The following is a 25,139-nucleotide window of genomic DNA, read 5'->3' on the forward strand; positions in this document are numbered from 1 at the left end:
GAATAAACATGAACAAACCTAAAATTGGGATGATTGGACTTGGAAGTATTGCGCAAAAGGCCTATCTTCCAACACTTACAAAAGAAACTGATTGGAATTTTGTAGGGGCGTTTACACCTAACGCAGAGAAAAGAAAACAAGTTTGCCAGCAATACCGAATTCAAGACTTTCATTCTATTGAAATGTTAGCTTCGGAATGCGATGCAATCTTCGTTCATAGTTCAACTGCATCGCATTATGAAATCGTTTCTGAACTTCTAAAAAAAGGGATCGACGTTTATGTTGATAAACCGCTCGCAGCTACAGTGGAACAAGCTGAGCAACTAGTCGAGTTAAGCGAGAAGTATAACCGAAAATTAATGGTCGGATTTAATCGCAGATTCGTTCCTATGTATGTCGCTGCCAAAGAACAGGCTAATGATATTTCATGGATTCGAATTGAAAAGCATCGTACAAATAAAGTCGGGCCATATACGTACGACTTCACTATGTTAGATGATTATTTACACATTGTAGATACCGCTCGCTGGTTAGCTAATGATGACCTTAACGCCGTTCACAATATGATGCAAATCAATGAAAAGAATGAACTTCTTTACGGACATCATACATATACAACTCCAAGTGGACTGTTACTTTCTACTGCAATGCATCGCCATGCCGGTACAAATTTAGAACAAATTGAACTTGTAACGCCAGGGAAAATCATTCGCGTAAAAAATATGAATACATTTGAAATTGAACAGGAAAACTCAGTTTCACAAAGTGGTTCCCCATCATGGGATACGACGTTAAAACAACGTGGTTTTGAAGATGCTGTTCATCATTTTATTAAGTGTGTACAAGGCGATACAAAGCCTGTTGTAGATGGATTAGAAGGATTAAAAACGCAGCAAATGCTACAATCTTTACTAGATGATGTAAACAAAAATTAAAACGGATACATTTTTCAGAATTTACTTTCATTCCCATTCCCTCTTTATTTCTCTCGTAAATTTCTATAGAATATGTTGATAGGAATTATAAATTTCATAATGAATCGTGGAAAGGATGGGATTAACACATGTGGAACGAGTTTAAAAAATTCGCTTTCAAAGGGAATGTCGTTGATTTAGCTGTCGGGGTTGTAATCGGTGCTGCATTCGGTAAAATCGTTAGTTCTTTAGTAAAAGATATCATCACACCATTACTTGGTATGGTATTAGGTGGCGTTGACTTTACAAGTTTACACTTTGGATACGGTAAATCTGCTGTTATGTATGGTAACTTCATCCAAACAATTTTTGACTTCTTAATTATCGCAGCTTCTATCTTTATGTTTGTTAAAGTTTTCAACAAACTAACATCTAAAAAAGAAGAAGAAAAAGAGGAAGAAATTCCAGAACCAACAAAAGAAGAAGAACTTCTTGGCGAAATTCGCGACTTACTAAAACAGCAAAACTCTTCTAAAGATAGAGCATAATTGAACGGATAAAAAGGCATGTCCCCTCAGGACATGCCTTTTCTATATGCTATAACGTTTCCGAATTCATATGAATAAATAAAATAATACCAGCAACCATAAGTACCATAATGCTACCTGCAAATAGTGTAATACCAATAAACATTAAACTTGTGCTCATATCTACTGATACACTTTCAATAAAAATAGAAATTACATACGTGATAAGGGCAATTCCTGCAAGAATACTTCCTGGAACAAATCGCTTTAAACCATTTTGTTTTAACGTCATATATGCAAAAATAGCAGTCATACAAAGCGTAATTATCCAAAGAACGATCATCTCTTTTCCCCCCTCACAAGCCTTTTCTTTCTATTATACATGACATTGCCCTATAATAGTTAAATTTGCACTTATGTGACATATAACAAGGAATAGCCCCATCTATAGCGAAGGCATTATAACATACACTTATACAATAAGGAGGCTTTCATTTGGAATATACTACTACATATAAATTAGAGCTATCCGAACGATTCGATTATGTTACGATTGACTTAGACAAACAGTTTTTTTACATCGAAGTTGTAAATTTACAAAGTAATATAACTGTACTAAAAATATCAATTAACTTGCAAAAAGACGAAATGGTAAATGCAGTCGTACAAAAATACTATCCTGAATACGAATAAAAGCTCACAGCAATCGCTGTGAGCTTTTTTATACTTACTTCGTTGAATCTCTAAATTGGATACGGTGAGGTAAGATAACAGTGTGATCTTCCACTTTTTCTTTGTTCATATACTTTGTTAATAGACGCATTGCTACTGCACCGATATCATACATCGGTTGAACAACTGTTGAAAGCTGCGGACGAACCATTAATGCAAGGCGTGTATTATCGAAACCAAGTACTTCTACGTCAGTTGGTACGTTTAATCCAGCGTCTTGTGCTGCATGGATTACACCTAGTGCCATTTCATCAGAAGATACGAAGATTGCTGTTGGCTTTTCATCATTGCTCCAAAGCTTTTCGAATGCTTCGATACCTGAGTCATATGTGTAATCTCCATCGATTACAAGATTTTCATCATATGAAATACCTGCTTCTTCTAAAGCTTTTTTATAACCTTGTAACTTCTTCGCGCTTCCCGCTTTATCAATGAAAGGACCAGAGACGAAACCGATACGTTTATGTCCTTGCTCGATAAAGTGCTTCATTGCATCATAAGCTGCTTGTGTATAATCAATATTTACTGATGGCGTTTCATTTTGCTCATCAAATGATGCTGCTAATACAATTGGTACTGGAGATTTTTTAAATTCTTCAATGTGAATGTCTGTAATATCTTCACCCATGAAAACAATTCCGTCCACTTGTTTTCCAAGCATCGTATTTAATAAATGGAACTCTTTCTCTTTGTTTTGGTCAGAGTTACTTAAAATGATGTTATATTTGTACATTGTTGCGATATCTTCAATTCCACGAGCTAGTTCTGCATAAAACGTATTTGAGATATCAGGAATAATAACACCTACTGTAGTTGTCTTCTTACTTGCTAGTCCACGTGCTACCGCATTTGGGCGGTATCCTAAACGATCAATTGCTTCTAATACTTTCTTTCTTGTTGTAGGCTTTACATTTGGGTTACCGTTCACAACGCGTGATACGGTAGCCATTGAAACGTTCGCTTCACGCGCTACATCATATATTGTTACGTTCATCTCATCGCACACTCCTTCTATTTTTGTTATCTATTTTTATGTATCGGTTACTTGAATGAAAAAAAGACATCAACTCTATTTGCAGATGCCACCAATCGTCCCGAGTTCTTCCTTTTACTAATGATACGATAAAAACGCAGGCTCATACAATATTTTCCCGCAAAAGTTTCGAAAAAATTCGCTTCTTTTCTCGTATTTTCGTATTTTTTATGAAAAAAGGGCATTTTTTGTAAAAAAATAGATGTTTCCTTAGTAGAAATCTTATTTTAAGCAGTACGATAGTAAATGAAATTTATATCGGCGATTTTTCGAATATATCGACTGTAACTCGAAATATATCAGCGATTTTCCAAATATATCGACCGCAACTCTAATTATATCAGCGATTTTTTAAATATATCAACTTACCAACAAAAATCGACAATGACAGTCGCTATACAATAGGAGAAAGCTGTTCCAAAATGCCTTTTTGGAACAGCTCATTAAAAGTTTTTATAATTTACTTCCAAATGATTTTAATTCATTCATAAAATCATTGAACTGCGGTATATTCATTTGTTGCGCTGCATCAGATAAAGCTACAGCTGGATCGGGATGTACTTCAGCCATAATTGCGTCTGCACCAATTGCCATCGCTGCTTTTGCAGTTGGTAAGAGAAGGTCACGTCGCCCTGTAGAATGCGTTACATCGACAACGACAGGTAAATGTGTTTCTTTCTTTAAAATCGGCACAGCGGAAATATCAAGCGTATTACGCGTCGCTCTTTCATACGTGCGAATACCTCGTTCACATAAAATAATGTTCCCATTTCCCTTTGCCATAATATATTCTGCCGCATTAATGAATTCTTCAATCGTTGCTGATAGACCACGTTTTAATAATACTGGTTTATTCACAGCACCAGCTGCCCTTAGCAAATCAAAGTTTTGCATATTGCGAGCGCCAATTTGAATAACATCAACGTAATCTAATGACATCTCAATATCATTCGGATTTAAAATTTCACTAATAACAGCCAAATCATATTCATCTGCTACCTGGCGCAAAATTTGTAATCCCTCTAATCCAAGACCTTGAAAATCATACGGTGAAGTACGTGGTTTAAACGCACCACCACGCATTAATTTCAGACCTTGCCCTTTCATTGCTTCAGCAACTTGACGTACTTGTTCATAACTTTCCACTGCACACGGTCCCATAATAAAATGCTGATTTCCGTCACCAATTTTTTCACCATTAATTTCAACAATCGTATCTTCTGTTTTTTTCTTACGAGAAACAAGTAATGCTTTACGATGATCGTCTTCTTGTAATTCTAAACCAGCTTGAAAAATTTGTTTGAAAATATGTTGTAAAGTCGAAGTTTCAAATGGACCATTATTATTCTCTGCAATTAAATCCAGCATATTTCTTTCACGTACAGGATCAAAACGTTTCACACCTTGTACTTCTTTTAAATTACCAACTTCTTGTACGAGACGACCTCTTTCGTTTAGTAACTCTAATATTTGTAAATTAAGTTGATCAATTTCAGAACGTAAACGACCTAATTGTTGTGATGCCATAAGAAAGCCACCTCTTTCAAATTCCTATATGTTACTTTTTTAAGATAATTTATTATAGCTGATACATATACGATTGTCACACGATATACAGCAAGGAATTACTATCAAAAAACATTATATATTTTCATTTAAAATAAAAAAAAGACAGTTTACATACTGTCTTTTTTTACAAGAAGGAAACAAACGGTTTATCACTGTTTTTCTCTTTTATAATAACGGCCTCAATTTTACTCTCGGACTTGATCTGTAATTGTACTTTCGCATCTTTAGGCAATTTGTCTAACATGCCTTGAGCAGCCAATTGGGTAAGAGCCATTAATTCTGTTTTACCGTTATATTTAATAACAATATTCATATTTAATGTATCCATTTGATCTTTCTTATAAGAAACTTTAGCGTTGACTGGAATAAAATCTCCATTAGAAAAACCTTTTATTTCCTTAGCAAAGTTATTTATTTTTGTATTATCTTCTCCATGTGCTTGTGTAAATTCATCAGAAGGATATGAATACGACTTTTCATCGATCGTACTCCAATTTCCAAGGTTCGTATCATTCTTTTGAACAGTAGCACTAGCAATATACGTACCATTTTTTAAAGAACTTGTACTTTCTTGCTTAAAGATAGCAAACGTAATTGGAGATTTGTTATATTTATCATTTTTGTTAATAGCTTCAATAAGTTGTTTAGCAACTTCAGTCCCTTTAGACATAGCCTCTTCATTCGATACACTTGAAGACATAGCTAAGCCAATCATCACACCAGATAAACTTAATTCATTTGAATTCTGTTTTCCGAAATAATCTTGTTCTATAATATTTGTCAAAACTGGCGCTTCTACTTTCGCAACTAGTTCATCAATTAGTTTCTCTGGAATATACTGGTTTAATTGCAGTACGTGACTCTCTGTATCAAATTGCTGCGTTGCAATATTTATTAAACCATTTTCATACTCTGCTAAATCTAATTTAGAATTTGTTTTTATATTAGCTGTATTAATAACCTTTTGTTCTTTTAAAGGAATAACAGTTCTATAATAATCTTTAGAAACAGCAGTTCTCGGAATCATACTTTTTTCTTTTGTATCTTTTTGTATAACTTCATCCTTCTTACTAATCGTATTACTATTGTTACTACAAGCTCCCAGTAATAAACTTACGACTGCGAAGGATAATGCCATTTTCTTCATTACTTAAAACCTACTTTCAACAATCTAGTTATTTAGTTTGAACTATTAATAGTGTACCACTAAATATATTTCAACAAAAACAAAAAAAAGAAGCAAGCACCTTTAGCTTGCTTCTTTTTACTTTATATTCTCTTCTAAAGCATCTTTTTTAATATTCCAATGAGATGTATTCCATACTACCATCCCATCTTTTATGTATAACACTTGCGGTGATTCATGTCTAATACTGTATTGTTCTGCAACACGATTTGACACATCTCTCGCATCTTGTACGTATAAGTAATACGCTGGTACTTCTCTTTCTTCGCTGCAATACGCTTGAAATTCTGTGTATGCACCGTGACTAATTGGGCATGTCGTACTGTGTTTAAAAAGAACATACGGCTCGTTCTTTTCTACTAAGACTTCAAGCTCTTCAATTGTTTCAAGTTTTGTCATATTCATCACGATTCACCTCTCATACGAAATCTAGAGCGTTTCTCTTTCTTTTCAGCTTTTTTCTCAATTCTTTCTAATTTACGCTCTTCTTTTTCAACCTTCTTCTCTTGTCTCGACGCACGGTAATGATTGTATACTTCAATCGCCGCACTGCTCCACTGTACAACTTGCGCTACTTTATCAGCGTTATTTTCAATTTCGTCCGTTACAGAGTCTGATACATTACGAAGCTTCGTATTTAAAGATTGGATTGTCGTTCCAATCCCATCTACACCCGCTACCACTTTATTTAATGACTGTGACTTCTGTTGAATATCATCAGCTAACGCATTCGTTTTATGTAATAATTGCTCTGTCTCTACGCTAATTCCTTGCATTTGTTTTTCTAAACCTTCTAACGTGCTTGCAACGTTTTCTAACGTCTTCTGAACCGATAACAACGTTCTACATACATACACTACTAATACTGCGAAAGCAACCGCGATAATAGCCGCACTTACATATAAAAGAACTTGCATTTCATCACTTCCTTTATCTTTTTCATACTTTCCCCTATTATACAATCATTTTCCGTTTCATTCTAATCCCTATCTCATCATTAGAATTTTCATACTTATTCGTTAACTGTAACATAAATCATTCAACAAATTCCACTAAGTAGGTTACAATAGGAGAGGATACATAATTAGTAGGGAGGCTTTACATATGAAAGATCCACGTATTGAAAAGTTAGCATACAATTTAATTAACTACTCTATCCGCTTACAAAAAGGTGAAAAAGTATTAATTGAAAACTTTGGCTTACAAAAAGAACTTGTAACTGCACTTGTAAAAGAAGCATATGCAGCTGGTGGTTTCCCATTCGTCTCTTTAAAAGATCATCAAGTAGATCGCTCTTTATTAATGGGTGCTACTGAAGAACATTTCGAACAAATCGCTGCATATGAAGCAAGCGTAATGAAAGACATGGACGCTTATATCGGCCTTCGCTCTGGCGATAATATTAATGAACAAGCTGACGTTCCAAGTGAGCGTATGAAAGTTCATGGCCAAACAGTTGGTAAAAAAGTTCATAGAGACATTCGCGTTCCAAAAACACGCTGGGTTGTTCTTCGCTACCCAAATGCTTCTATGGCACAGCTTGCTAAAATGAGTACAGAAGCTTTCGAAGACTTCTACTTTGAAGTATGTAACTTAGACTACGGTAAAATGGATAAGGCGATGGACAGCCTTGTTACATTAATGAATAAAACAGATAAAGTTCGTTTAACTGGTCCTGGAACTGACTTAACATTCTCTATTAAAGACATTCCAGCAATTAAATGCTCCGGTCATTTAAACATTCCAGACGGTGAAGTATACTCTGCACCAGTTCGTGATTCTGTTAACGGTACAGTTTCTTACAACACACCATCTCCTTACAACGGTTATACATTTGAAAATGTACAACTTAAGTTCGAGAACGGCCAAATCGTTGAAGCAACTGCAAACGATTCAGAACGCATTAACAAAATCTTCGATACAGACGAAGGCGCACGCTACGTTGGTGAGTTCGCAATCGGCGTAAACCCATACATCTTACATCCAATGGGAGACATCCTATTCGATGAAAAAATCGATGGCAGCTTCCACTTCACTCCTGGACAAGCTTACGACGATGCATGGAACGGTAACAACTCGAACATCCATTGGGACTTAGTATGTATCCAACGCCCTGAATACGGCGGCGGCGAAATTTACTTTGACGACGTACTAATCCGTAAAGACGGGCGCTTCGTTGTACCTGAATTAGAAGCTTTAAACCCAGAGAACTTAAAATAATAAAAAAAACGCTCGGGATTTTTCCGAGCGTTTTTTTTATTAATACTTTAATAACTCTTTCGCCACATCTTCTGGCACTTTAAAACTCATTTTCTTATTTTTCATTTCAACTTCGACATAAGGGACATCTTTATATACTGTCATCGTACCAATTTCATGTAACTCTTTTTTATCTTTACTCGAATCCAATAATTTCGGTGTATCCTCTTGATACATTGTAAATGTTTTCCCTTGCGGAGTATCTAAAGGAGCCGATTGCATTTTCCACTTATCCATTTTCATGACTTCAAACAGCTTTTCAATTTTTTTCTTATCGGTAATTACTTTTTTCTCACTTGAATCAGTAAGTGATTCAATTTCAACTTTTTGTGCCTTTTCTAAGTTCATATCAGCCTTTTCCTTCTTCGCACTACACCCTATTAAAAGAAAGGATGCAGTTAACAGAAGTAAAAATAACATAAGGGCTTTTTTCATTTCTAATCCCCCTAACTACATAGTGCTACTTTTCTCACTTTTTGTTTGCTGAAAATGAAAATAATATAAAAGTGCCACTGCAATAGTACTTATTAATATTGGTATATATAAGGGCAAATCCCATTTCATATATACTCTAGTGCAAATAGCAAGCACCAGTAATATTTCTAAGCAAAACAAAGCTTTTACATATTTCATTTCTTACCCACCATTTCTATTTTCACATGTGGATTTTCTTTTTCGATAAGCGCCAAAAATTCATTCATATCTTGCGGCATCGCAACCATATGTACTTTATATGCATTCGTCGTAATTTCAAGAGACTTTCCGACCTGACGTATAATTCTCACATCTTTTAATACAATATCATCATTTAAAATACCGTACTTTAATACGCCATTTTCTACTTTATGTTTTTTAATAAATACTTCCCAAACGAGTGGTACATTTACAATGAAGCATAAACCCATCCCAATCAACGCTGACATCCAATGCGCTTTATTAGTGAAAAGCATGACAATTGGATATATAAACATAAAAACTAACGTAAGGCAAACGAAAATGACTACTGACTTACTTCTTTGAATTGGAAAGTTCATACCTACACCCCCTAATCCAAATTATACCACTATTTCCATTTTAGTTCATAGAAAAAGGCCATTTCTAAATGACCTTTTACACAATGTACCTATAAAATTTCTTATCTACCTGTAGCACCGGAAAGTTTTTCGGCAACTCGTCTATACTCACACTTTGAAAACCATTCTTTTCATAAAAGCGATGCGCCGCTAAAAATTTCACTGTCGTTCCTAAGTAAATATCTTTCAGCTTTTTATTCTCAGCCCATGAAATTGCTGTTTGGAGCAACTTATGTGATGCACCCCACTCTTTTCCGCGAAATTCTTTTTTTACGAACATTTTTCTTAACGCTACTTGATGATTCCCAATATCTAATAAAGCTACTGTTCCAACTACTTTACCATCATAATTTGCTACCCAAAAGTTTCCATGATTCCTTTGATAAAATGTTTCTATTTCAAGCAGGTCTGGCTGCTCTTCTTTCGTAATGGGGACATTGTACTCTTTTTGCTGAATATGAACGATAAGATTTACTACTTCGTCTTGAAATTTACTTTCATACGGAACAATATGAATCTTCTCGTTCATCGAATCTCCTTCCACTCTGAAGCTAATAAACTATATACAGCGATATCGTGGAAGTGATCGTATAGCCATTCTTCATCTCTTAAAACACCGTCTAACTTAAATCCTAAACGTTCTGGGATCGCGCGGCTTTTCACATTTTCAACACCGCATCTAATTTCCATTTTATTTAATTTTAAATTCTCAAATGCATAGTGAAGTACAGCCTTTACGCTACGCGTCATAATGCCTTTCCCGCCAGCATCTTCTGCCAGATAATATCCAAGGCTCGCCACTTTCTTCCCCCAGCTCACTGGATGAATGCCTACCATCCCAACAAGCTTCCCTTTATAACGTATGCCACTTTCAAAACCGTCTCCCTCTGCAAACTTCTTTAACCACATCGGACAAATCTCATCATAAGCATCAGCAGATTTCGTCCCATCTACCCAAGGAAGCCATCTTCTTAAATGGTTACGGTTTTGATTTATTAATTGATATAGTTCCTCTTTATGATGTTTTTCTAGTAATTGTAGTTCGATTTCGTCATCTACTCGGAGTGTGAACATATTTTTTAGTCCCCTTTTTAGTTTTCTTATTATTCTAACATTTATATTTCAAAACGCGTACCAATATATCAACGATTTTTGAAACATATCGAACACAACTCCATATATATCGACGTTTCAACATTAATGCACAACCACGACAACATAAAAAAGACGCACAGCCAAGCTATGCGTCTTTTCTATTATTTCTCTGCAACTTGAACTTCTTTTACGTAAGCCGCTTCGAATTTTTGGATGTCACCTGCGCCCATGAAAATTAGAACGCCGTTTTTATGTTTCTTTAATACATCCGTTGTTGTATCTGTAATTAATTCTGCACCGTCAATACGCTTTTGCAGATCTTCGATTGTTAATTCACCTTTGTTTTCACGTGCTGATCCGAAAATATCACATAAGTATACTTGGTCAGCTTTGCTTAGGCTTTCTGCGAACTCATCTAAGAACTTTTCTGTACGTGAGAATGTATGTGGCTGGAATACAGCGACAATTTCACGCTCTGGATGTTTTTGACGAGCAGCTTCAATCGTTGCATTAATCTCTGTCGGATGGTGTGCGTAGTCATCGATGATTACTTGCTCTCCCATCGGCTTTTCATTAAAGCGACGTTTTACGCCTTCAAAAGTTGTTAATTGATGTTTTACTGCTTCTACATCAACATTTTCATAATGGCAAAGCGCGATTACTGCTAACGCATTTAATACGCTGTGATTGCCGTATCCTGTAATTTTGAACGTATCATAGTACGTGTTACGAACGAATACATCAAATATCGTACCATCTGTTCTCTTTTGAATGTTGCGTGCTTGGAAATCATTATCTTCTCCAAATCCATAGAAAATAACAGGTACTTTCGCTTGAATTTTTTGAAGTTCTTCATCATCTCCACATGCAATAATGCCTTTTTTCACTTGCAATGCCATCTCTTGGAATGCACTGAATACATCATTGATGTCTGCAAAATAATCTGGATGATCAAAATCAATATTCGTCATAATTGCATAGTCTGGATTATAAGACAAGAAATGACGACGATACTCACAAGCTTCAAATACAAAATACTTACTATTTTCTACCCCATGCCCTGTTCCATCTCCAATAAGGTAAGATGTTGGGTGTGCACCTTGCATTACATGGGCTAACAAACCTGTTGTTGATGTTTTTCCGTGTGCACCAGTTACAGCAACACTTGTGTATTGGCTCATCAGGTCACCTAAGAAATGATGGTAACGATGGACTGGGATGTTTAATTCTTTTGCTGCTACGATTTCTTCATGCGTATCAGGAAATGCATTTCCTGCAATAATCACTTGTCCTTCTTCTACATTATTCTTATCAAAAGGAAGGATCGAGATACTACGCTTTTCCAACGCTGTTTGTGTAAAGAAACGCTTTTCATAATCAGACCCTTGAACAGTATGCTTCATATCATGAAGAATTTGCGCTAATGAACTCATTCCTGTTCCTTTAATTCCTACAAAATGGTAAACTGTCATCTTAAAGAACCTCCAACATTTCGAACTAATACAACGGCCTATCTATAAGACAGTATATGAATCTTTTCTTATTTTGGTAATCATCATACATTTTTGATGTAGTGAAGTTATTCTTTCCCTTCACTTATCAGGATAAACTCGTACGTACTTCTTTATATGTCCATAATAAGTCCATTATAGCAAAAAAGAAGCCGCTATACTATGATAACAGAAAAACTGATAGGGTCAATCACCTATCAGTTTTTCTCTCTTTTACATCTCTTCTCTTTTTTCTAATTGAACACGCTCTAAACGTGGGTTTGGACGATATTTACGACCAGCTTTTGCTTCTGGTTTCCCATTTAGTTCTACATTATCACCAGTAAAGCCAATATTCATTTTTAATAAGCTACTTCCTACCCCGTATATGTCAACAGGTACGTTTTGAGCTTCAAATTCACGAATACGCTTCTCATCAAATCCACCAGTTACAACGATGTCTACATGCTGGAATCCTTCTTCATCAAGTGCTTTACGAAGTGCGAATACAAGCGATGGGTTTACACCACGTGGATCGAATGTTCCAAGTACTTCTGGGTGGCGAATAAAGTATTGATCAATCATCGTGCGGGACGTATCTACACGTACACCTTTTAATGTTGATCCAAATTCACGCGCTACGCGAAGTGCATCTGTAATGACATCATTGTTGTAATCAATTAATACAACTAATTCATCTTCTGGGAATTTCTTATGATATGCTTTTGCCGCTTCCACAACATCACCATTAAACATTTGAATTAATGCGTGAGGCATCGTCCCCATACCACTTTTGCCCCACCATTCATTCATCGCATGCGTCGCTTGTGCGCTCATACCTCCGATGTATGCTGCATAACCGTCACCAGCTTGTTGTGTATAATGATCATCACGATCTCCCATGAAAATAACTGGTTTTTCTTTATCTACGCTACGCGCAGCTTGGACAACGTTATATACGTTTGTCGCAACCGATGTACGACGAGCTAAAATCCCATCAATGACACCTTCTAAAAATCCGAAATTTTCATAAGGACCATGAATTGTTAACACTGTTTCAAATGGACTAATTTTATCGCCATCTTTTAAAGAGTTAATTTCAAGTTCCTCAGGATTTTTAGCGAATGTTTGTAGCAATGCAATTACTTCATCCGTTCCGCAAAGAACTGCATTTTCCTTTTGGAAAAATTGCATCGTTACAACACTTTTCGGGCGAAATTCTTCGATGATTTCTCTAGTCTTTAAAAAGTAAACGGCAGAGAACCAACCTTCTCCAACACGTTCGTCAAATTTAAATGTTTTATTTGTTAGTCTATTTATTTCACCTTTTAATTTTAATTCAATTTCTTTCATGTCGCTTTACTCCCTACTTTACTATCCAACATTTTCTCTTAGTATACAGCAAAACCGTTTACTATACATTTGTTTCCTGCATAGCGGCAAATTCATCCTCAGAAATAAGGACATCTCTCGGTTTCGTTCCTCTACCTTCAGAAATAATTCCTTGCGATTCCATCTCTTCAATGAGACGTGCCGCGCGATTATAACCGATGCGGAATTTTCGCTGTACAGAAGATGTGGACGCTCCCCCTTGTTCTACAACAAATTGACATGCATCAAGGAACAATTCGTCTTCCGACTCAGCTTGTTCTGTTTTCGCTAATAAATCCTCTTGCTTAAATAAGTAATTCGGCTTCATTTGCTTTTTCACATGATCAACTGTTTTTTCAATCTCATCATCCGATACGTATACACCTTGTACACGAACTGGTTTAGATGTACCGTTCCCTAAGAATAACATATCACCACGGCCAAGTAATTTCTCCGCGCCCCCAATATCAATAATCGTACGCGAATCAACTTGAGATGATACAGTAAACGCAATACGCGTTGGAATGTTTGACTTAATTAAACCTGTAATAACATCTACAGATGGACGCTGCGTCGCTACTAATAAATGAATACCACAAGCACGTGCTTTTTGCGCAATACGACAAATCGCTTCCTCAACATCACCAGGTGCTACCATCATTAAATCGGCTAACTCGTCAATGACAATAACGATATAAGGTAATGTCTCTCCTGGAATTTCTCGCTCACTTACAATCGTATTGTAGCGAGTTAAATCACGAGCACCTGCGTGTGCAAACAATTCATAACGGCGTTCCATTTCCTCAACTGCCCATTTTAATGCAGCTGTCGCTGCTTTTACATCCGTAATAACAGGTGCTACAAGATGCGGAACAGAATTGTATGGTGCAAGCTCAACCATCTTCGGATCAATTAACATTAACTTCACTTCATGTGGTTTCGCTTTATATAAAATACTCGTTAAAATGGCGTTAATACACACACTTTTACCTGAACCCGTTGCACCCGCAATAAGTCCGTGCGGCATTTTTCGAATATCCGTTACAATTGGGTCCCCTGAAATATCAAGTCCAAGCGCAACAGTAAGCGGTGATTCACTCTTTGTGAATACAGGACTTCTTAAAATTTCGCGAAGAAATACTGGCTTGCTTTCTTTATTTGGAACTTCAATTCCAATTGCACTCTTCCCTGGAATCGGCGCTTCAATACGAATATCTTTCGCAGCTAAACTTAACTTAATATCATCACTTAAGTTTGTAATTTTATTTACTTTCACACCTGGGTCTGGCTGTACTTCAAAACGAGTTACCGCTGGCCCTTGCGATACATTAATAACATGTGCGCCAACGTGAAAATTATTAAACGTTGTATCTAATAATTCTTTCTGCTCCTCTAACCATTCTGTATTATCTAACGCTGATTGCTGTGGAATCGACAACAGCGCTAATGGTGGAACAGTATATGTCGGTGGTGTATGCAATACATTTCGCATATCGTTCTCTCTTTGATTTACAACATATGCTTTCTCTTGTACTTCCGTACTTGAAATTGGCTTTTGTACTTGCTCTACCACTACTTGCTGCACTGGTTGCTCTTCCACTTGTGGTTCTGCTACTACTTGCTGCACTGGGCGTTCTTCCACTTGTGGTTCTGCTACCTCTTGTTGTACTGGCTTATTCTCTACTCGTACATTAGCAGAAGGCTGCATTGCATTTGCTCTAGCTGCATGTCTTTCCATTAATCGTGTTCTATCTTGTTTCAACATAACAACATTAAATGGTACATGGCGCTTTTTCTCACGTTTTGGTTCTTCTTTTTGTACAACTGGTTGCTCTTCTGCGATTGGTGTTTCTTCTACAACTCGTTGCTCTTCTACGACTGGCGCTTCTTCTACAACTCGTTGCTCTTCTGCGACCTGTGCTTCTTCTACAACTCGTCTATTTTCCTCTGTTTCTGCAATTAAAACATTCGCAAAGCTTTGAACATCTTTCTTCGTTTGTTCATCAGCCTCAGCAACATGTATGAATTCACTCTTTTGTTCAATTGCTTCATCTTCTTGCTGAATTTCCTCAAGTGCTACAAATGTCTCTACTACAGGCGCTTTTGTTTCTGCAATCACTTCTGTTTCTTCTGCTTCCGCAATTACTTCCACTTCTTCTGCTTCCGCAATTACTTCCACTTCTTCTGACTCTTTCGCTTCCGCAATTACTTCCACTTCTTCTGACTCTTCTGTTTCTACAATCACTTCTACTTCTTCTGCTTCCGCAATTACTTCCACTTCTTCTGTTTCCATAACTACTTCTTCTGGCTCTTTCGTTTCTGCAATTACTTCCACTTCTTCTTCCACTTCTTCTTCCACTTCTTCAGGTGCCTCTGTTTCCATAACTACTTCTTCAAGCTCTTCCGTTTCTGCAATTACTTCTACTTTTGACACTTCTTCTGGTATTTCCACAATGATTGTTTCTTCAAGTTTTTCTTCTGCTTTGACAATCACTGATTCTTCTGGAGCTTGCTTTTCTACTTCAATAGTAGGTTGTTTTATTTCTGTATTACGTTTAATTTCTTCTGATAATATTGTATCCTCGTGCTCTACTTTAGAAGCTACTAATTCTTCTTGTAGATTGTTTTCGTTTAACACCACTACATCTTTTTCTAGCTTAGCACTTTCCATCTGCTCAGCTACTGTTTTATGAAGTAATTCATCCGCTGAAACTTCCTGCGGTGTACTCATTTCTTTAATCACTTCTTTTTCTTCTACTAAAGGCACTTGGCGTTCAATTTCATAACCGTTTTTCTCTAGCCATTGATCAACTACTGACTTTTCTTCCTTTTTATTCTCTTCATATTGTTGCTCTCCTTGCTGGTTAGCAGCTCTATGACTAGAAGAAGTTGGTGCTTGTCCTTCTGAGAAATCAGATAATTTATATCCTTTTTTCTCTAACCATGCATCAACGACTGATTTACCCTCTACAGATATTTCAAGATCTTCTCTTTCTTTTACTTCCTCCTGCTTTTCAACCTTTTTCTCTACTGAAGGACGATTATATCCATAAATTGGCGAAATCATTTCTGTTGGACGAAATGGTCTACGGTTACTCTCTTGCGAAGGTGCAGATGCCTTTTTAACGACAGACTCCCGCACCGGTTCATATTGCACTTCCGGTTCTTCATATGTAGAAACAACCTTTTCCACATACGGTCGTCTGCTTCTTTCCACCTTTATTCCTCTTTGGGCAGTCGGTTCTTCATATGCTACTCCTTGAACAGGTTGTTCTTCAAAGCGATTTACTTCGCTTTCATCCTCTTCATCGAACCCATTATCCGGTACTAAAGGAAAACGGCATTTACCTGCATTCCTACTTGCCATTTGTGCTTCTCTTGCTTCAGTGTAGTGGTTTACACGAGGAATTTTCGGCTGACTTTCAATTTGCTTTGGTACTTCTTTATTCATCGCTGTTTGTTCTTCCTCTTTGTTAAACAGCTTTTTCATCCAATCTAACATGCTTACCACTCTTTCTACTAAATAGTAACATCCTTTATTGTATCAGCATTCGGCAAAAAGTGCAGGTAAAATTAAGCATGTCATATTTATCCACAATATTCTAATTTACGAGTGTTTTCATATGGAAAAACGCAGCCTTTCATGTAAGACTGCGTTTAAGCTTTACTCTTCCGATATGCATCTACACTATCCGTTACACTTTGCAATAAAGAATTTACATACTGCGGGTCAGATAATTTTTTGTCTTCTTCATAGTTTGACATAAACCCAAGTTCTAATAACACACCAGGAACCTTTGCCCAATTAAATCCAGAAAGATCATCCCGAAATTTAATTCCATTTACTTTTACTTGCTGGTTCTCCCTCATTTTATTTACAATCATTTGAGAGATTTGAAGACTTTCCGCATAAATCTCTTTCGTATACGGACTTCCTTCTGCCGGCGTCAATACAGCAAACCCACTTTCGTTTGGATTTTCAGAACCATCTGCATGAAGACGTAAAAATAAATTCGCCTTATGATTATTTGCGAATGTCGCCCGTTCTTTATTACTTATATCAACGTCTTGTGATGTTCTCGTCATTAATACTTGTATCCCTTTTGCTTCAAGCTTTTCTTTTAATAAAAAAGCCATTTCTAATACAAGTACAGCCTCTCTCTTTTTCGTCACAACACCTGTTGTACCGTCTGTCACTTTATATTTTTGCGTTGTTGCCCCTGGTCCAATTGGCTCTAAATTTAAATTCGCTTTTTGTTGATGTCCTGGATCAATAACGACGAGAAACTTCTCTTGTTTTTCATTACCCTCTACTTTTTGTTCATTATTTTGCACTGGTTGCTCAGTTGGCTGTACTGGCGTAGTTTCTTCTTTCTTTTCCTCAGATGATACTTCCTCTTGCTTATGTTCTACTTGCTCATTCGTTTGAATTGCTTGTGACTCTTCATTCTTTTCTTGTTCTTGCTGCTTTTCTACCGGTGCGTCTTCTTTGGTATCTTTGTTTTTCTCTTGTATAGAAGATGTAGTTTCTTTTTTCGGCTGCTCTTGTGAACAACCGGCCATATATATTCCAATGAATGCAATCATGCTCATTATTTTTATATACTTCATACTTCTCTCCCATCACTTTGCACCGGATTCAAAGTTTTTCTTATAATTGCCCTATAATCTCATCCATATTTCCAATATAAACTGGCTGCCATTTTTCTGTACCACGTTCTGCAGTATAAACCGGATAAGCGTCATCATCTATATTTACGAAAACTGGATCGCCCATATCCGTTTCATATCCAATTGTAATCCATCCTTCTTGCCACTTTCCGTTTTCTTCACTTATTAATGAATTTTTATGTTTATCGTATCGGTAACCGATTTGTCCTTTTTCTAATTCACTTTCACTAAACACATATATTTCATAAGTACCTAGCTCAATATCTTGCTGTTTTGAAGTTTCAATTCGTTTTAGAAGTTCTGCGATTTTTATTTGTTGTTTCATACGTCTATCCCCTTCTATTTTTCTAAATTTTAACTAGTTTGTTTATAAAATACAATATAGATTTTAAGAAAAAAGGTGACATCCTTATAATATGAATGATTTTTTGAATATATCTGTCACAACTCTACATATATCAACGATTTTTCAAATATATCTATCGTAACTCTACATATATCAACGATTCGACACGGAATATCGACTTACCAACAAAAAATGACAAAACAAAAAGAGAGGCTGCCCAAAAGGACAACCTCTCTTTTCTTATATCAATTAAAATTTAAACTCTTGTCCAACTTCAAAGCTATCTTCTAATACAAGAATACCTTTTTCTTGTGGAGCATCTGGAAGCTCTAATTCACGTGCAGAGCAGATCATTCCAGAAGAAGGAACACCGCGAAGTTCTGCTGGTTTAATTAACATACCACTTGGCATTACAGCACCAATTTTTGCAACGACAACTTTTTGTCCTGCATCAACGTTTGGTGCACCACATACGATTTGTAATGTTTCTGTACCGATTTCTACTTTACAGATGTTTAGCTTGTCAGCATTTGGATGCTTTTCTTTTTCAGCTACATAGCCTACAACAAATTTCGGAGAAAGATCTGCTTCTACTGTTTCTTCAAAGCCATTCTTCGCTAAAATTTCGTTGATTTTCTCTACAAGCTCTTTCGTTAATGTAAGGTTGCCTGTTTCTTTTACTTCTAAGTAAGAAGATGCATTAAAGATGTTGAATCCTGCTGTTACATTGCTTTCACGATCATATACGCGTGCAACATCTCCTTTGCGATCAAAAGTACGGTTCTCTAAAGTAATATCTTGTAAGGCAACAATTAAAGTGTCACCAATTCCTTCAAGGTTGTAAAAAACGTTCACTTCGTTCATCCTTTCTCTTTTCCATCTGTCTTCTTCCGATTTTTCGCTAAAATAAAGATTGGTTCAAATTCTCCATCTTCATATACGAATGAAAGTGATGTAATCGGAACATGCCCTTCGGCAAAAAATTTCATTGTCATTTGTGCAATAATATCATAACCGATTTCGTTGACGATATCAGCAATAATTAATACATCTTGGTGAGGAACAGCAACAACCATGTCACCAGAAATCTTTTCACGCATCGATTGTAGTAACGATTCGTTTAAAATACGAGTCGCGTCATACCCATCATTTGTGTTTAAAAAGTAGAATGTATTACCCGCTACTGTGTCTTGTTTAAATTCATAACCTAATGAGCGTGCGTTGAATAATGCCATTTCACGCACTTGCTGTTCTGTAAGTTCTAATTTTTGTAATAGACGCTCATCAATTAGTCGATACGTTTTATTCGAATCTAGCGCGTAGTAAATACGTGTTTCCGCCGTATGATCCGTCATAATAAACGGATTTCCTTCTTCTGCTTGTTTCGGGAAAGAAGTAGAGCGAATAACAGGTAAAATTTTCGCTCCGCTATTTTCTTCTTTATGCATCGCAATTAGCGCTTCTTGTACGTAATAAGCAACTTCTTCAATTGCCTTTTCCTTGTTCACTTCCCATTTTGCCACAACTCCTGGAAGCGATACGTTAATACCTTTTTTGGAGTCTTTTTGTTCAATACGTAAAACTTCTTTCTCACTATCATACTGAAAGTCCCATTCTGGGCGAGATAATTTCTTTATTAACTCATCTTTCATCTTTTTACTTGTCATCTTCATCTCTTTTTTCCTCCCTTCCAAAAAAATAACCTCCCCCGCGAAGGTAGAGGTTGTTTTACAATTCAATTGGCAAATTGCCTTATTTTAAACCTTCAATGAACTCTTCGATTTGTTCTTGTGTTTTACGATCTTTGTTTACATAGCGACCAGTTTCTTCACCTTTATTGTACGCTACAAAGCTCGGAATGCCAAATACGTCTAATTTTACACATAGATCAATAAACTCATCACGATCTACATAGTAAAATGAGAAATCACTATATTTCTCTTCTACTTCTGGCATAAATGGATCTACAAAGCGGCAGTCTGGGCACCATTCTGCTGAGAACATAAAGACTACATTCTCTTCATTTTTTAACTGTTGGAATTGCTCCATGCTTTCTAATGACTTCATCTATATTTCCTCCTCTAACGGGTGCATTTTTCATGTTATAATCTTTCTTTTATACTACCATACATCGCGTACGGTGCAAGGTTTATGCTTGCTTTTTGTCATACTTATATTGCCCAACTAACAACTTAACAACGTGTACAAATAATTCCGTGCGGTCGACATAATCATCTGTAAAAATACCGATAGCACCTTCGTGACTACGAATATCTTTTCGCTGCACAAACTCTTCCATCACTTCGCTTAATTCCTTACCATCTTCAAGAGGTGCTAAAAAATCGTCTGGTAACGTAATACGCGCTCCTCCGGCCACAAATACTTTCCCATCCATTGTTGCTAGCGCGCCCCAGTTACACATAAATAAACCGTGCTCCGTTTTCATTACGCCGCCTTCTAGCCCAATACCAATTGGAGCTTCTCCTTCCTCTAGCGCTCGCTTCGCTCTATTAATCGCTCCTTGCATCGTCTCTTCATCTGAGAAAGGCTGAGCTGATACTCCTGACGGAACAGAAAGAGATGTAATTTCAGCATCTTTCCAAACCTTCTCCACAGCGCCAACCTTCGTTTTATTCTTTGATCCTACTACTACTTTCATTTCGTTCACCTCTATAAAAATTCATCATTCTATTCTAATATCCCTATCAGATACGAATTAAGCATCAACCACTACCACATATCACCAAGTCATCTATTCAGCCTAAAAAAGAAGGTTTTTTCTAACAACATTACCGTCTTCAAAAACAAAAACAGCCTTCCTCTCACTTCCTACTTGGAGTCTTCATACATCATTCGAACACCAATTAAGCACTGACCGCTCCCACTCATCGCTGGGTCATCTATTCAATCTAAAAAAGAAGGTTTTTTCTAACAACATTACCGTCTTCAAAAACAAAAACAGCCTTCCTCTCTTTTCCTATCCAGGGTCTTAATACACCATTCGAGCACCAATTAGGCACTGACCGCTCCCACTCATGGATGGGTCATCTATTCAAGCTAAAAAAAGAAAGGCTCTTCAGCCCTTCTTCCTCTCTACGCGTTATTCTTAATTGTCTCTAACGTCGTTTTATCTGTTGTTCTTACAAGCTTCGTAATTAATTCTTTCGCCGCTGCATAATCATCAACATGTAAAATTGAAGCATGTGTATGAACGTAGCGCGCACAAACACCAATTACTGCTGATGGGATACCAGAGTTACTTGTATGTACACGGCCCGCATCTGTACCACCTTGTGAAATAAAGTATTGGTACGGAATGTTGTTTGTTTCTGCTGTATCTAAAATGAATTCGCGTATTCCTCTATGTGTTACCATCGTGCGATCGTAAATACGAAGAAGAGCACCTTTTCCTAATTGACCGAACTGTGTTTTGTCACCAGATGCATCGTTTGCTGGACTTGCATCAAGCGCATAGAAAATGTCTGGTTGAATCATATTTGCAGCGGTTTGCGCTCCGCGAAGACCTACTTCTTCTTGTACAGTAGCACCAGAATATAATGTATTTGGTAATGTTTCGTCTTTTAATTCTTTTAACAATTCGATTGCAAGACCACATCCGTAACGGTTGTCCCAAGCTTTCGCCATAATTTTCTTCTCATTTGCCATCGGTGTAAACGGGCAGATCGGCACGATTTGTTGTCCTGGTTTTACACCAATTTCAATCGCATCTTCATAACTATCTGCACCTATATCAATTAACATATTTTTTATATCCATCGGTTTTGCACGTTGCGCGTCACTTAATAAATGAGGAGGAATAGAACCAACAACCCCAATAACAGGACCATTCTTCGTCATAACTTGTACACGCTGTGCTAATAAAACTTGGCTCCACCAGCCGCCTAACGTTTGAAAACGAAGCATTCCGTTTTTCGTAATTTGCGTAACCATGAAACCTACTTCATCCATATGACCTGCTACAAGAACACGTGGGCCAGTTTCGTCCCCTTTTTTCAGACCAAATACGCTACCTAAACCGTCTTGTACAATTTCATCCGCATATTTGCTTAATTCTTGTTTCATAAAACGGCGTACATCATGTTCAAAACCTGATGCACCTTGTAATTCTGTTAACGTACGAAATAATTGTAATGTCTCTTTATTCACGAAGTCCCCTTCTTTCAAACCTTAGTAGAATACCTCTTTTATTGTAACGAAATTTTCGAAATGTTTCTAGTTTCTTCTTTTTTAGCTGTATTTGCTTTATAATTATTATCGGTACACTATTTTTATTTTATAGAATTGAGGTGAATATATGAGCTGGAAAGGTTTAGTAGCAGGTCTTGGCGTTGGGTTCGCAGCTGGTTATCTCGTTGCAAACAAAGTACAAGAACAATCCCATATTTCTTCAGAAAAAGCATTGAAAATGGTGAAACAAGCATTAAGTCATAAAGGTGAAATTACTGGCTCTTGGGTACATATGGTTCCAGAGACATTTGAAAAATATGATGTCGCATATGAAGTTTATCGCGGCGGTCTTACAACGATGTTAAATGATATACAAGAACGATTTGAATTTTTAGTTGATGCTAAAACAGGTACTGTTTTAGAGGTTATAGCAGCATAAAACGGAGGGTTCCCATTAGGTGAACCTCTTATTTTTTTGAAATTGCGGGTATTGATTAAAATTATATCAGCGATTTTTTAAATATATCGACTTACCGACAAAACCCGACAATAAAAAAGAAGCTGCTCCAATAAATATGATGGAACAACCTCCTATTTTTATGCTTCTATACTCGTTTTCCGTTCTATTTTTTCTACGATATGACCTTCCTCATTCCACTTCACAGCTCGATAATATGCGTCATGGTAAAACGTAAACCATGCCTCTTTGTCAGCACCATACTTCATCCACTTTTGTTTATTTTCAATCGAGGTCATCGGATAATCATCGTATGCCATTACCCATAATACATTTTGATGCGCGTGCGTCGGCAAGAGATCTGCTAAATGTAGCATCGTTTCCCCTTGACTCTCCAAAATGATGACTGCATGTCCATCACTATGCCCACCCGTATGTGCCATCTTGATTTCATCTGTAATTTCTATTTCTTGCTGGAACGTAACAACTTGATCTACAATTGGCTCCCAATTTTCCTTCCAATATGTATTACGTGATCTAATATTTGGACTTCTCATTTCATTCCATTCTGTTTCACTTACGTAAACTTTCGCATGTGGAAATGCCGGTACAAGGTGATCATCTTCCCATTTTGTTAGACCAGATGCATGATCAAAATGAAGATGTGTCATCAAGACGTAGTCGATATCTTCAGGCTTTAATCCTAATTTTTCTAATGATTCATAAACCGATGATTCTTCTGTTACACCTTGATTGCGTTTCATCTTCTCATTCAACTTACCGTTTCCTATCCCGGAATCAATGAGCATATTTCCGTCTTTCGTTTGCAAAAGTAACGGATCTGTTCGTAAATAAATATGATTTGTGTCATTATGTTTATATTTACGTGACCAAAGTACTTTCGGCACGACTCCAAACATTGCTCCTCCATCTAAATGTGTATTCCCGCCTTTTAACCACGTTACTTTTATATCTCCAATTTGTAACTGTTCCATTACACATCCCCCTTTTTAATTAATCTTAACATAAATTTCTGATTATTTTAGGTGTAAAAAAACCTACGCATTACTGCATAGGCTCTGTACGATATTTTGCTTCAACTCGGTAAATACGATGACCTTTACTAGAGAATTTCTCTTCATATTCAGTCATGATGTTACCTTCAAAGTCGCTGTTATGAAGATCTAAGCTTAAGTACGTTAGTAACATACCATACTCAGCCATACTCATAAGAGAATATTCAAATAAACCTTGGTTATCTGTTTTGAAATGAATTTCTCCGCCTTCTACTAACACTTCTTCGTAATTACGTAAAAATGTTTTATACGTTAAACGACGCTTCGTATGACGTTTCTTTGGCCATGGATCTGAGAAGTTTAAATAAACGCGAGCAATTTCACCTTTCGCAAAGAAAACTGTTAAATCTTCAGCATCTTTATTAATTAACTTTAAGTTTGGTAATTCTTCTTCAATTAATTTATCAAGTGCATCTACAACAACACTTGTGAATTTTTCAATTCCAATATAATTAATATGTGGATTCGCTTTCGCCATATCATACATGAAGCGGCCACGACCTGTACCTACTTCAATGTGAATTGGTTGTTCGTTTCCAAATACTTCTTTCCAGCTACCAGCGCGCTCCTCTGGGTTTCCGATTACGATATGTGAATATTCATTAATTCGATCCATTGCATACGGTTTATGTCTTAAACGCATAGATGTTTCCCTCTCTTTACATAGCTATTTTAAAGGAATAATTCCTTCTTTCTTTTCTAATCAATCTACCAAACAAAAAACCAAGTACGTACGAGCACTCGGTCCGTTTCTTTCAAGTATAAGATGTACCATTTTGATAAAAACTACATACAGCATTAAACATTCCATGACGAAACAGCTTTTTCTCTTACATTTGAAGAGAAAAACAATCGAAAGGATGATCCGTTCATGCCAATTAATCAACAACATCAATTAGAAGTGCTGAAAGATATTTTAGTCAACCACCAAAGTGATTGCTGCGGGACAGTTTCAGAATGCGAGCAATTAGAGCGCCTCATTCAATCGTTACTCGCAAACGATAATATAAGTAGTGACGCTAAAACAATGCTAAACGATGTATATTCTTATAGTCAATCGGGTAAATCTTCCTCTAATTTGGACAACCATATTTCCAATAATCAAGAACAACTTACTCAGTGGATTGCTGGAATGGACAATTTTTCTTAAGT

29 protein-coding genes are annotated in these 25,139 nt (G+C 36.6%); 6 read left to right on the forward strand and 23 right to left on the reverse strand.

The genetic code is table 11. The features are described from left to right. Positions 1–8 precede the first annotated feature (8 nt). Both DN401_RS06785 and mscL read left to right on the forward strand, forming a co-directional pair. Positions 9–935: a Gfo/Idh/MocA family protein gene (locus DN401_RS06785; RefSeq protein WP_001039694.1), complete on the forward strand. Its 927-nt coding sequence runs from the start codon at positions 9–11 to the stop codon at positions 933–935. A gap of 128 nt (positions 936–1,063) precedes the next feature. After that, positions 1,064–1,462, forward strand: a complete 399-nt coding sequence (mscL, locus tag DN401_RS06790; protein WP_000267011.1) for a large conductance mechanosensitive channel protein MscL — start codon at positions 1,064–1,066, stop codon at positions 1,460–1,462. Between the two features lie 49 nt (positions 1,463–1,511). Here mscL and DN401_RS06795 read toward each other — a convergent pair whose 3' ends face one another. After that, positions 1,512–1,784, reverse strand: a complete 273-nt coding sequence (locus tag DN401_RS06795) for a DUF3917 domain-containing protein (protein WP_000636589.1) — start codon at positions 1,782–1,784, stop codon at positions 1,512–1,514. Positions 1,785–1,936: 152 nt separating this feature from the next. Between DN401_RS06795 and DN401_RS06800 the strand changes: the two genes are divergently transcribed. Continuing rightward, the gene (locus DN401_RS06800) at positions 1,937–2,134 is read left to right on the forward strand and encodes a hypothetical protein (RefSeq protein ID WP_002195827.1); all 198 of its coding nucleotides are present in this window, start codon (positions 1,937–1,939) and stop codon (positions 2,132–2,134) included. A 34-nt stretch (positions 2,135–2,168) separates the two neighbouring features. Here the strand turns inward: DN401_RS06800 and ccpA are convergent, their stop codons facing one another. The 5 genes from ccpA to DN401_RS06825 all read right to left on the reverse strand — a co-directional run bounded on the left by ccpA (position 2,169) and on the right by DN401_RS06825 (position 6,878). Beyond that, the gene (ccpA, locus tag DN401_RS06805) at positions 2,169–3,167 is read right to left on the reverse strand and encodes a catabolite control protein A (protein ID WP_001103297.1); all 999 of its coding nucleotides are present in this window, start codon (positions 3,165–3,167) and stop codon (positions 2,169–2,171) included. A gap of 492 nt (positions 3,168–3,659) precedes the next feature. Next, positions 3,660–4,733, reverse strand: coding sequence for a bifunctional 3-deoxy-7-phosphoheptulonate synthase/chorismate mutase (locus tag DN401_RS06810; protein ID WP_000168209.1), 1,074 nt, complete (start codon positions 4,731–4,733; stop codon positions 3,660–3,662). Positions 4,734–4,899: 166 nt separating this feature from the next. Further along, a complete protein-coding gene (locus DN401_RS06815) occupies positions 4,900–5,922 on the reverse strand; it encodes a CamS family sex pheromone protein (protein WP_000738025.1) in 1,023 nt (340 codons plus the stop codon). Between the two features lie 117 nt (positions 5,923–6,039). After that, on the reverse strand, positions 6,040–6,366 hold the full coding sequence (gene ytxJ, locus DN401_RS06820) for a bacillithiol system redox-active protein YtxJ (RefSeq protein WP_001057469.1): 327 nt from the start codon (positions 6,364–6,366) through the stop codon (positions 6,040–6,042). Then, positions 6,366–6,878 (reverse strand): DUF948 domain-containing protein, encoded by a 513-nt coding sequence (locus tag DN401_RS06825; RefSeq protein ID WP_001197720.1) that lies wholly within the window; start codon positions 6,876–6,878, stop codon positions 6,366–6,368. Before DN401_RS06825 ends, ytxJ begins: the two co-directional genes overlap by 1 nt. 187 nt (positions 6,879–7,065) lie before the next feature. Here DN401_RS06825 and DN401_RS06830 point away from each other — a divergent pair, with 187 nt between their 5' ends. After that, complete coding sequence (locus DN401_RS06830) at positions 7,066–8,181, forward strand: aminopeptidase (protein WP_000654729.1); 1,116 nt, start codon at positions 7,066–7,068, stop codon at positions 8,179–8,181. A 39-nt stretch (positions 8,182–8,220) separates the two neighbouring features. On the opposite strand, the gene DN401_RS06835 is transcribed toward DN401_RS06830, so the two are convergent. From DN401_RS06835 to DN401_RS06905, 15 genes are all read right to left on the reverse strand, one after another. After that, the gene (locus DN401_RS06835; protein ID WP_000709855.1) at positions 8,221–8,655 is read right to left on the reverse strand and encodes a hypothetical protein; all 435 of its coding nucleotides are present in this window, start codon (positions 8,653–8,655) and stop codon (positions 8,221–8,223) included. 15 nt (positions 8,656–8,670) lie between these two features. Continuing rightward, entirely contained in the window at positions 8,671–8,853 is a 183-nt protein-coding gene (locus tag DN401_RS30120; RefSeq protein WP_000878324.1) for a hypothetical protein, read from the reverse strand. After that, positions 8,850–9,254, reverse strand: coding sequence for a PH domain-containing protein (locus tag DN401_RS06845; protein ID WP_001010641.1), 405 nt, complete (start codon positions 9,252–9,254; stop codon positions 8,850–8,852). The genes DN401_RS30120 and DN401_RS06845 overlap by 4 nt, the downstream gene beginning before the upstream one ends. A gap of 76 nt (positions 9,255–9,330) precedes the next feature. Then, positions 9,331–9,822, reverse strand: a complete 492-nt coding sequence (locus DN401_RS06850; RefSeq protein ID WP_001003091.1) for a GNAT family N-acetyltransferase — start codon at positions 9,820–9,822, stop codon at positions 9,331–9,333. Continuing rightward, complete coding sequence (locus DN401_RS06855) at positions 9,819–10,367, reverse strand: GNAT family N-acetyltransferase (protein WP_000494663.1); 549 nt, start codon at positions 10,365–10,367, stop codon at positions 9,819–9,821. Before DN401_RS06855 ends, DN401_RS06850 begins: the two co-directional genes overlap by 4 nt. 182 nt (positions 10,368–10,549) lie before the next feature. Beyond that, positions 10,550–11,860, reverse strand: a complete 1,311-nt coding sequence (murC, locus tag DN401_RS06860; protein WP_000219468.1) for a UDP-N-acetylmuramate--L-alanine ligase — start codon at positions 11,858–11,860, stop codon at positions 10,550–10,552. A 252-nt stretch (positions 11,861–12,112) separates the two neighbouring features. Beyond that, a complete protein-coding gene (locus DN401_RS06865; protein WP_000658370.1) occupies positions 12,113–13,231 on the reverse strand; it encodes a nicotinate phosphoribosyltransferase in 1,119 nt (372 codons plus the stop codon). Positions 13,232–13,292: 61 nt separating this feature from the next. Beyond that, positions 13,293–16,751 carry a DNA translocase FtsK gene (locus tag DN401_RS06870; RefSeq protein ID WP_149287637.1) on the reverse strand — a complete coding sequence of 1,153 codons (3,459 nt, stop codon included), beginning with the start codon at positions 16,749–16,751 and terminating at the stop codon, positions 13,293–13,295. 155 nt (positions 16,752–16,906) lie between these two features. Further along, the gene (locus tag DN401_RS06875) at positions 16,907–17,860 is read right to left on the reverse strand and encodes an N-acetylmuramoyl-L-alanine amidase (RefSeq protein ID WP_000874046.1); all 954 of its coding nucleotides are present in this window, start codon (positions 17,858–17,860) and stop codon (positions 16,907–16,909) included. 40 nt (positions 17,861–17,900) lie between these two features. Continuing rightward, on the reverse strand, positions 17,901–18,245 hold the full coding sequence (locus tag DN401_RS06880) for a hypothetical protein (protein ID WP_000813166.1): 345 nt from the start codon (positions 18,243–18,245) through the stop codon (positions 17,901–17,903). A 270-nt stretch (positions 18,246–18,515) separates the two neighbouring features. Continuing rightward, the gene (gene ytpR, locus DN401_RS06885; protein WP_001006770.1) at positions 18,516–19,130 is read right to left on the reverse strand and encodes a YtpR family tRNA-binding protein; all 615 of its coding nucleotides are present in this window, start codon (positions 19,128–19,130) and stop codon (positions 18,516–18,518) included. Then, positions 19,127–19,939 carry a DUF1444 domain-containing protein gene (locus DN401_RS06890; RefSeq protein WP_000784588.1) on the reverse strand — a complete coding sequence of 271 codons (813 nt, stop codon included), beginning with the start codon at positions 19,937–19,939 and terminating at the stop codon, positions 19,127–19,129. The genes ytpR and DN401_RS06890 overlap by 4 nt, the downstream gene beginning before the upstream one ends. Before the next feature lie 79 nt (positions 19,940–20,018). Next, positions 20,019–20,333, reverse strand: a complete 315-nt coding sequence (locus DN401_RS06895; protein ID WP_000838193.1) for a thioredoxin family protein — start codon at positions 20,331–20,333, stop codon at positions 20,019–20,021. Between the two features lie 82 nt (positions 20,334–20,415). Further along, positions 20,416–20,925 (reverse strand): DUF84 family protein, encoded by a 510-nt coding sequence (locus tag DN401_RS06900; protein WP_000869940.1) that lies wholly within the window; start codon positions 20,923–20,925, stop codon positions 20,416–20,418. 434 nt (positions 20,926–21,359) lie between these two features. Beyond that, positions 21,360–22,433 carry a M42 family metallopeptidase gene (locus tag DN401_RS06905; protein WP_001031514.1) on the reverse strand — a complete coding sequence of 358 codons (1,074 nt, stop codon included), beginning with the start codon at positions 22,431–22,433 and terminating at the stop codon, positions 21,360–21,362. Positions 22,434–22,581: 148 nt separating this feature from the next. On the opposite strand from DN401_RS06905, the gene DN401_RS06910 reads away from it, so the two are divergent. After that, on the forward strand, positions 22,582–22,893 hold the full coding sequence (locus tag DN401_RS06910) for a PepSY domain-containing protein (RefSeq protein ID WP_000118543.1): 312 nt from the start codon (positions 22,582–22,584) through the stop codon (positions 22,891–22,893). 158 nt (positions 22,894–23,051) lie between these two features. Here the strand turns inward: DN401_RS06910 and DN401_RS06915 are convergent, their stop codons facing one another. After that, complete coding sequence (locus tag DN401_RS06915) at positions 23,052–23,906, reverse strand: YtnP family quorum-quenching lactonase (protein WP_000436847.1); 855 nt, start codon at positions 23,904–23,906, stop codon at positions 23,052–23,054. 70 nt (positions 23,907–23,976) lie between these two features. Continuing rightward, entirely contained in the window at positions 23,977–24,630 is a 654-nt protein-coding gene (gene trmB / locus DN401_RS06920) for a tRNA (guanosine(46)-N7)-methyltransferase TrmB (RefSeq protein WP_149287638.1), read from the reverse strand. Positions 24,631–24,858: 228 nt separating this feature from the next. Between trmB and DN401_RS06925 the strand changes: the two genes are divergently transcribed. Continuing rightward, positions 24,859–25,137, forward strand: coding sequence for a YtzH-like family protein (locus DN401_RS06925; protein ID WP_001122235.1), 279 nt, complete (start codon positions 24,859–24,861; stop codon positions 25,135–25,137). The last annotated feature ends 2 nt before the right edge of the window (positions 25,138–25,139 follow it).

It is taken from the genome of Bacillus sp. BF2-3 (assembly GCF_008368795.1).
GTDB lineage: Bacteria > Bacillota > Bacilli > Bacillales > Bacillaceae_G > Bacillus_A > Bacillus_A cereus.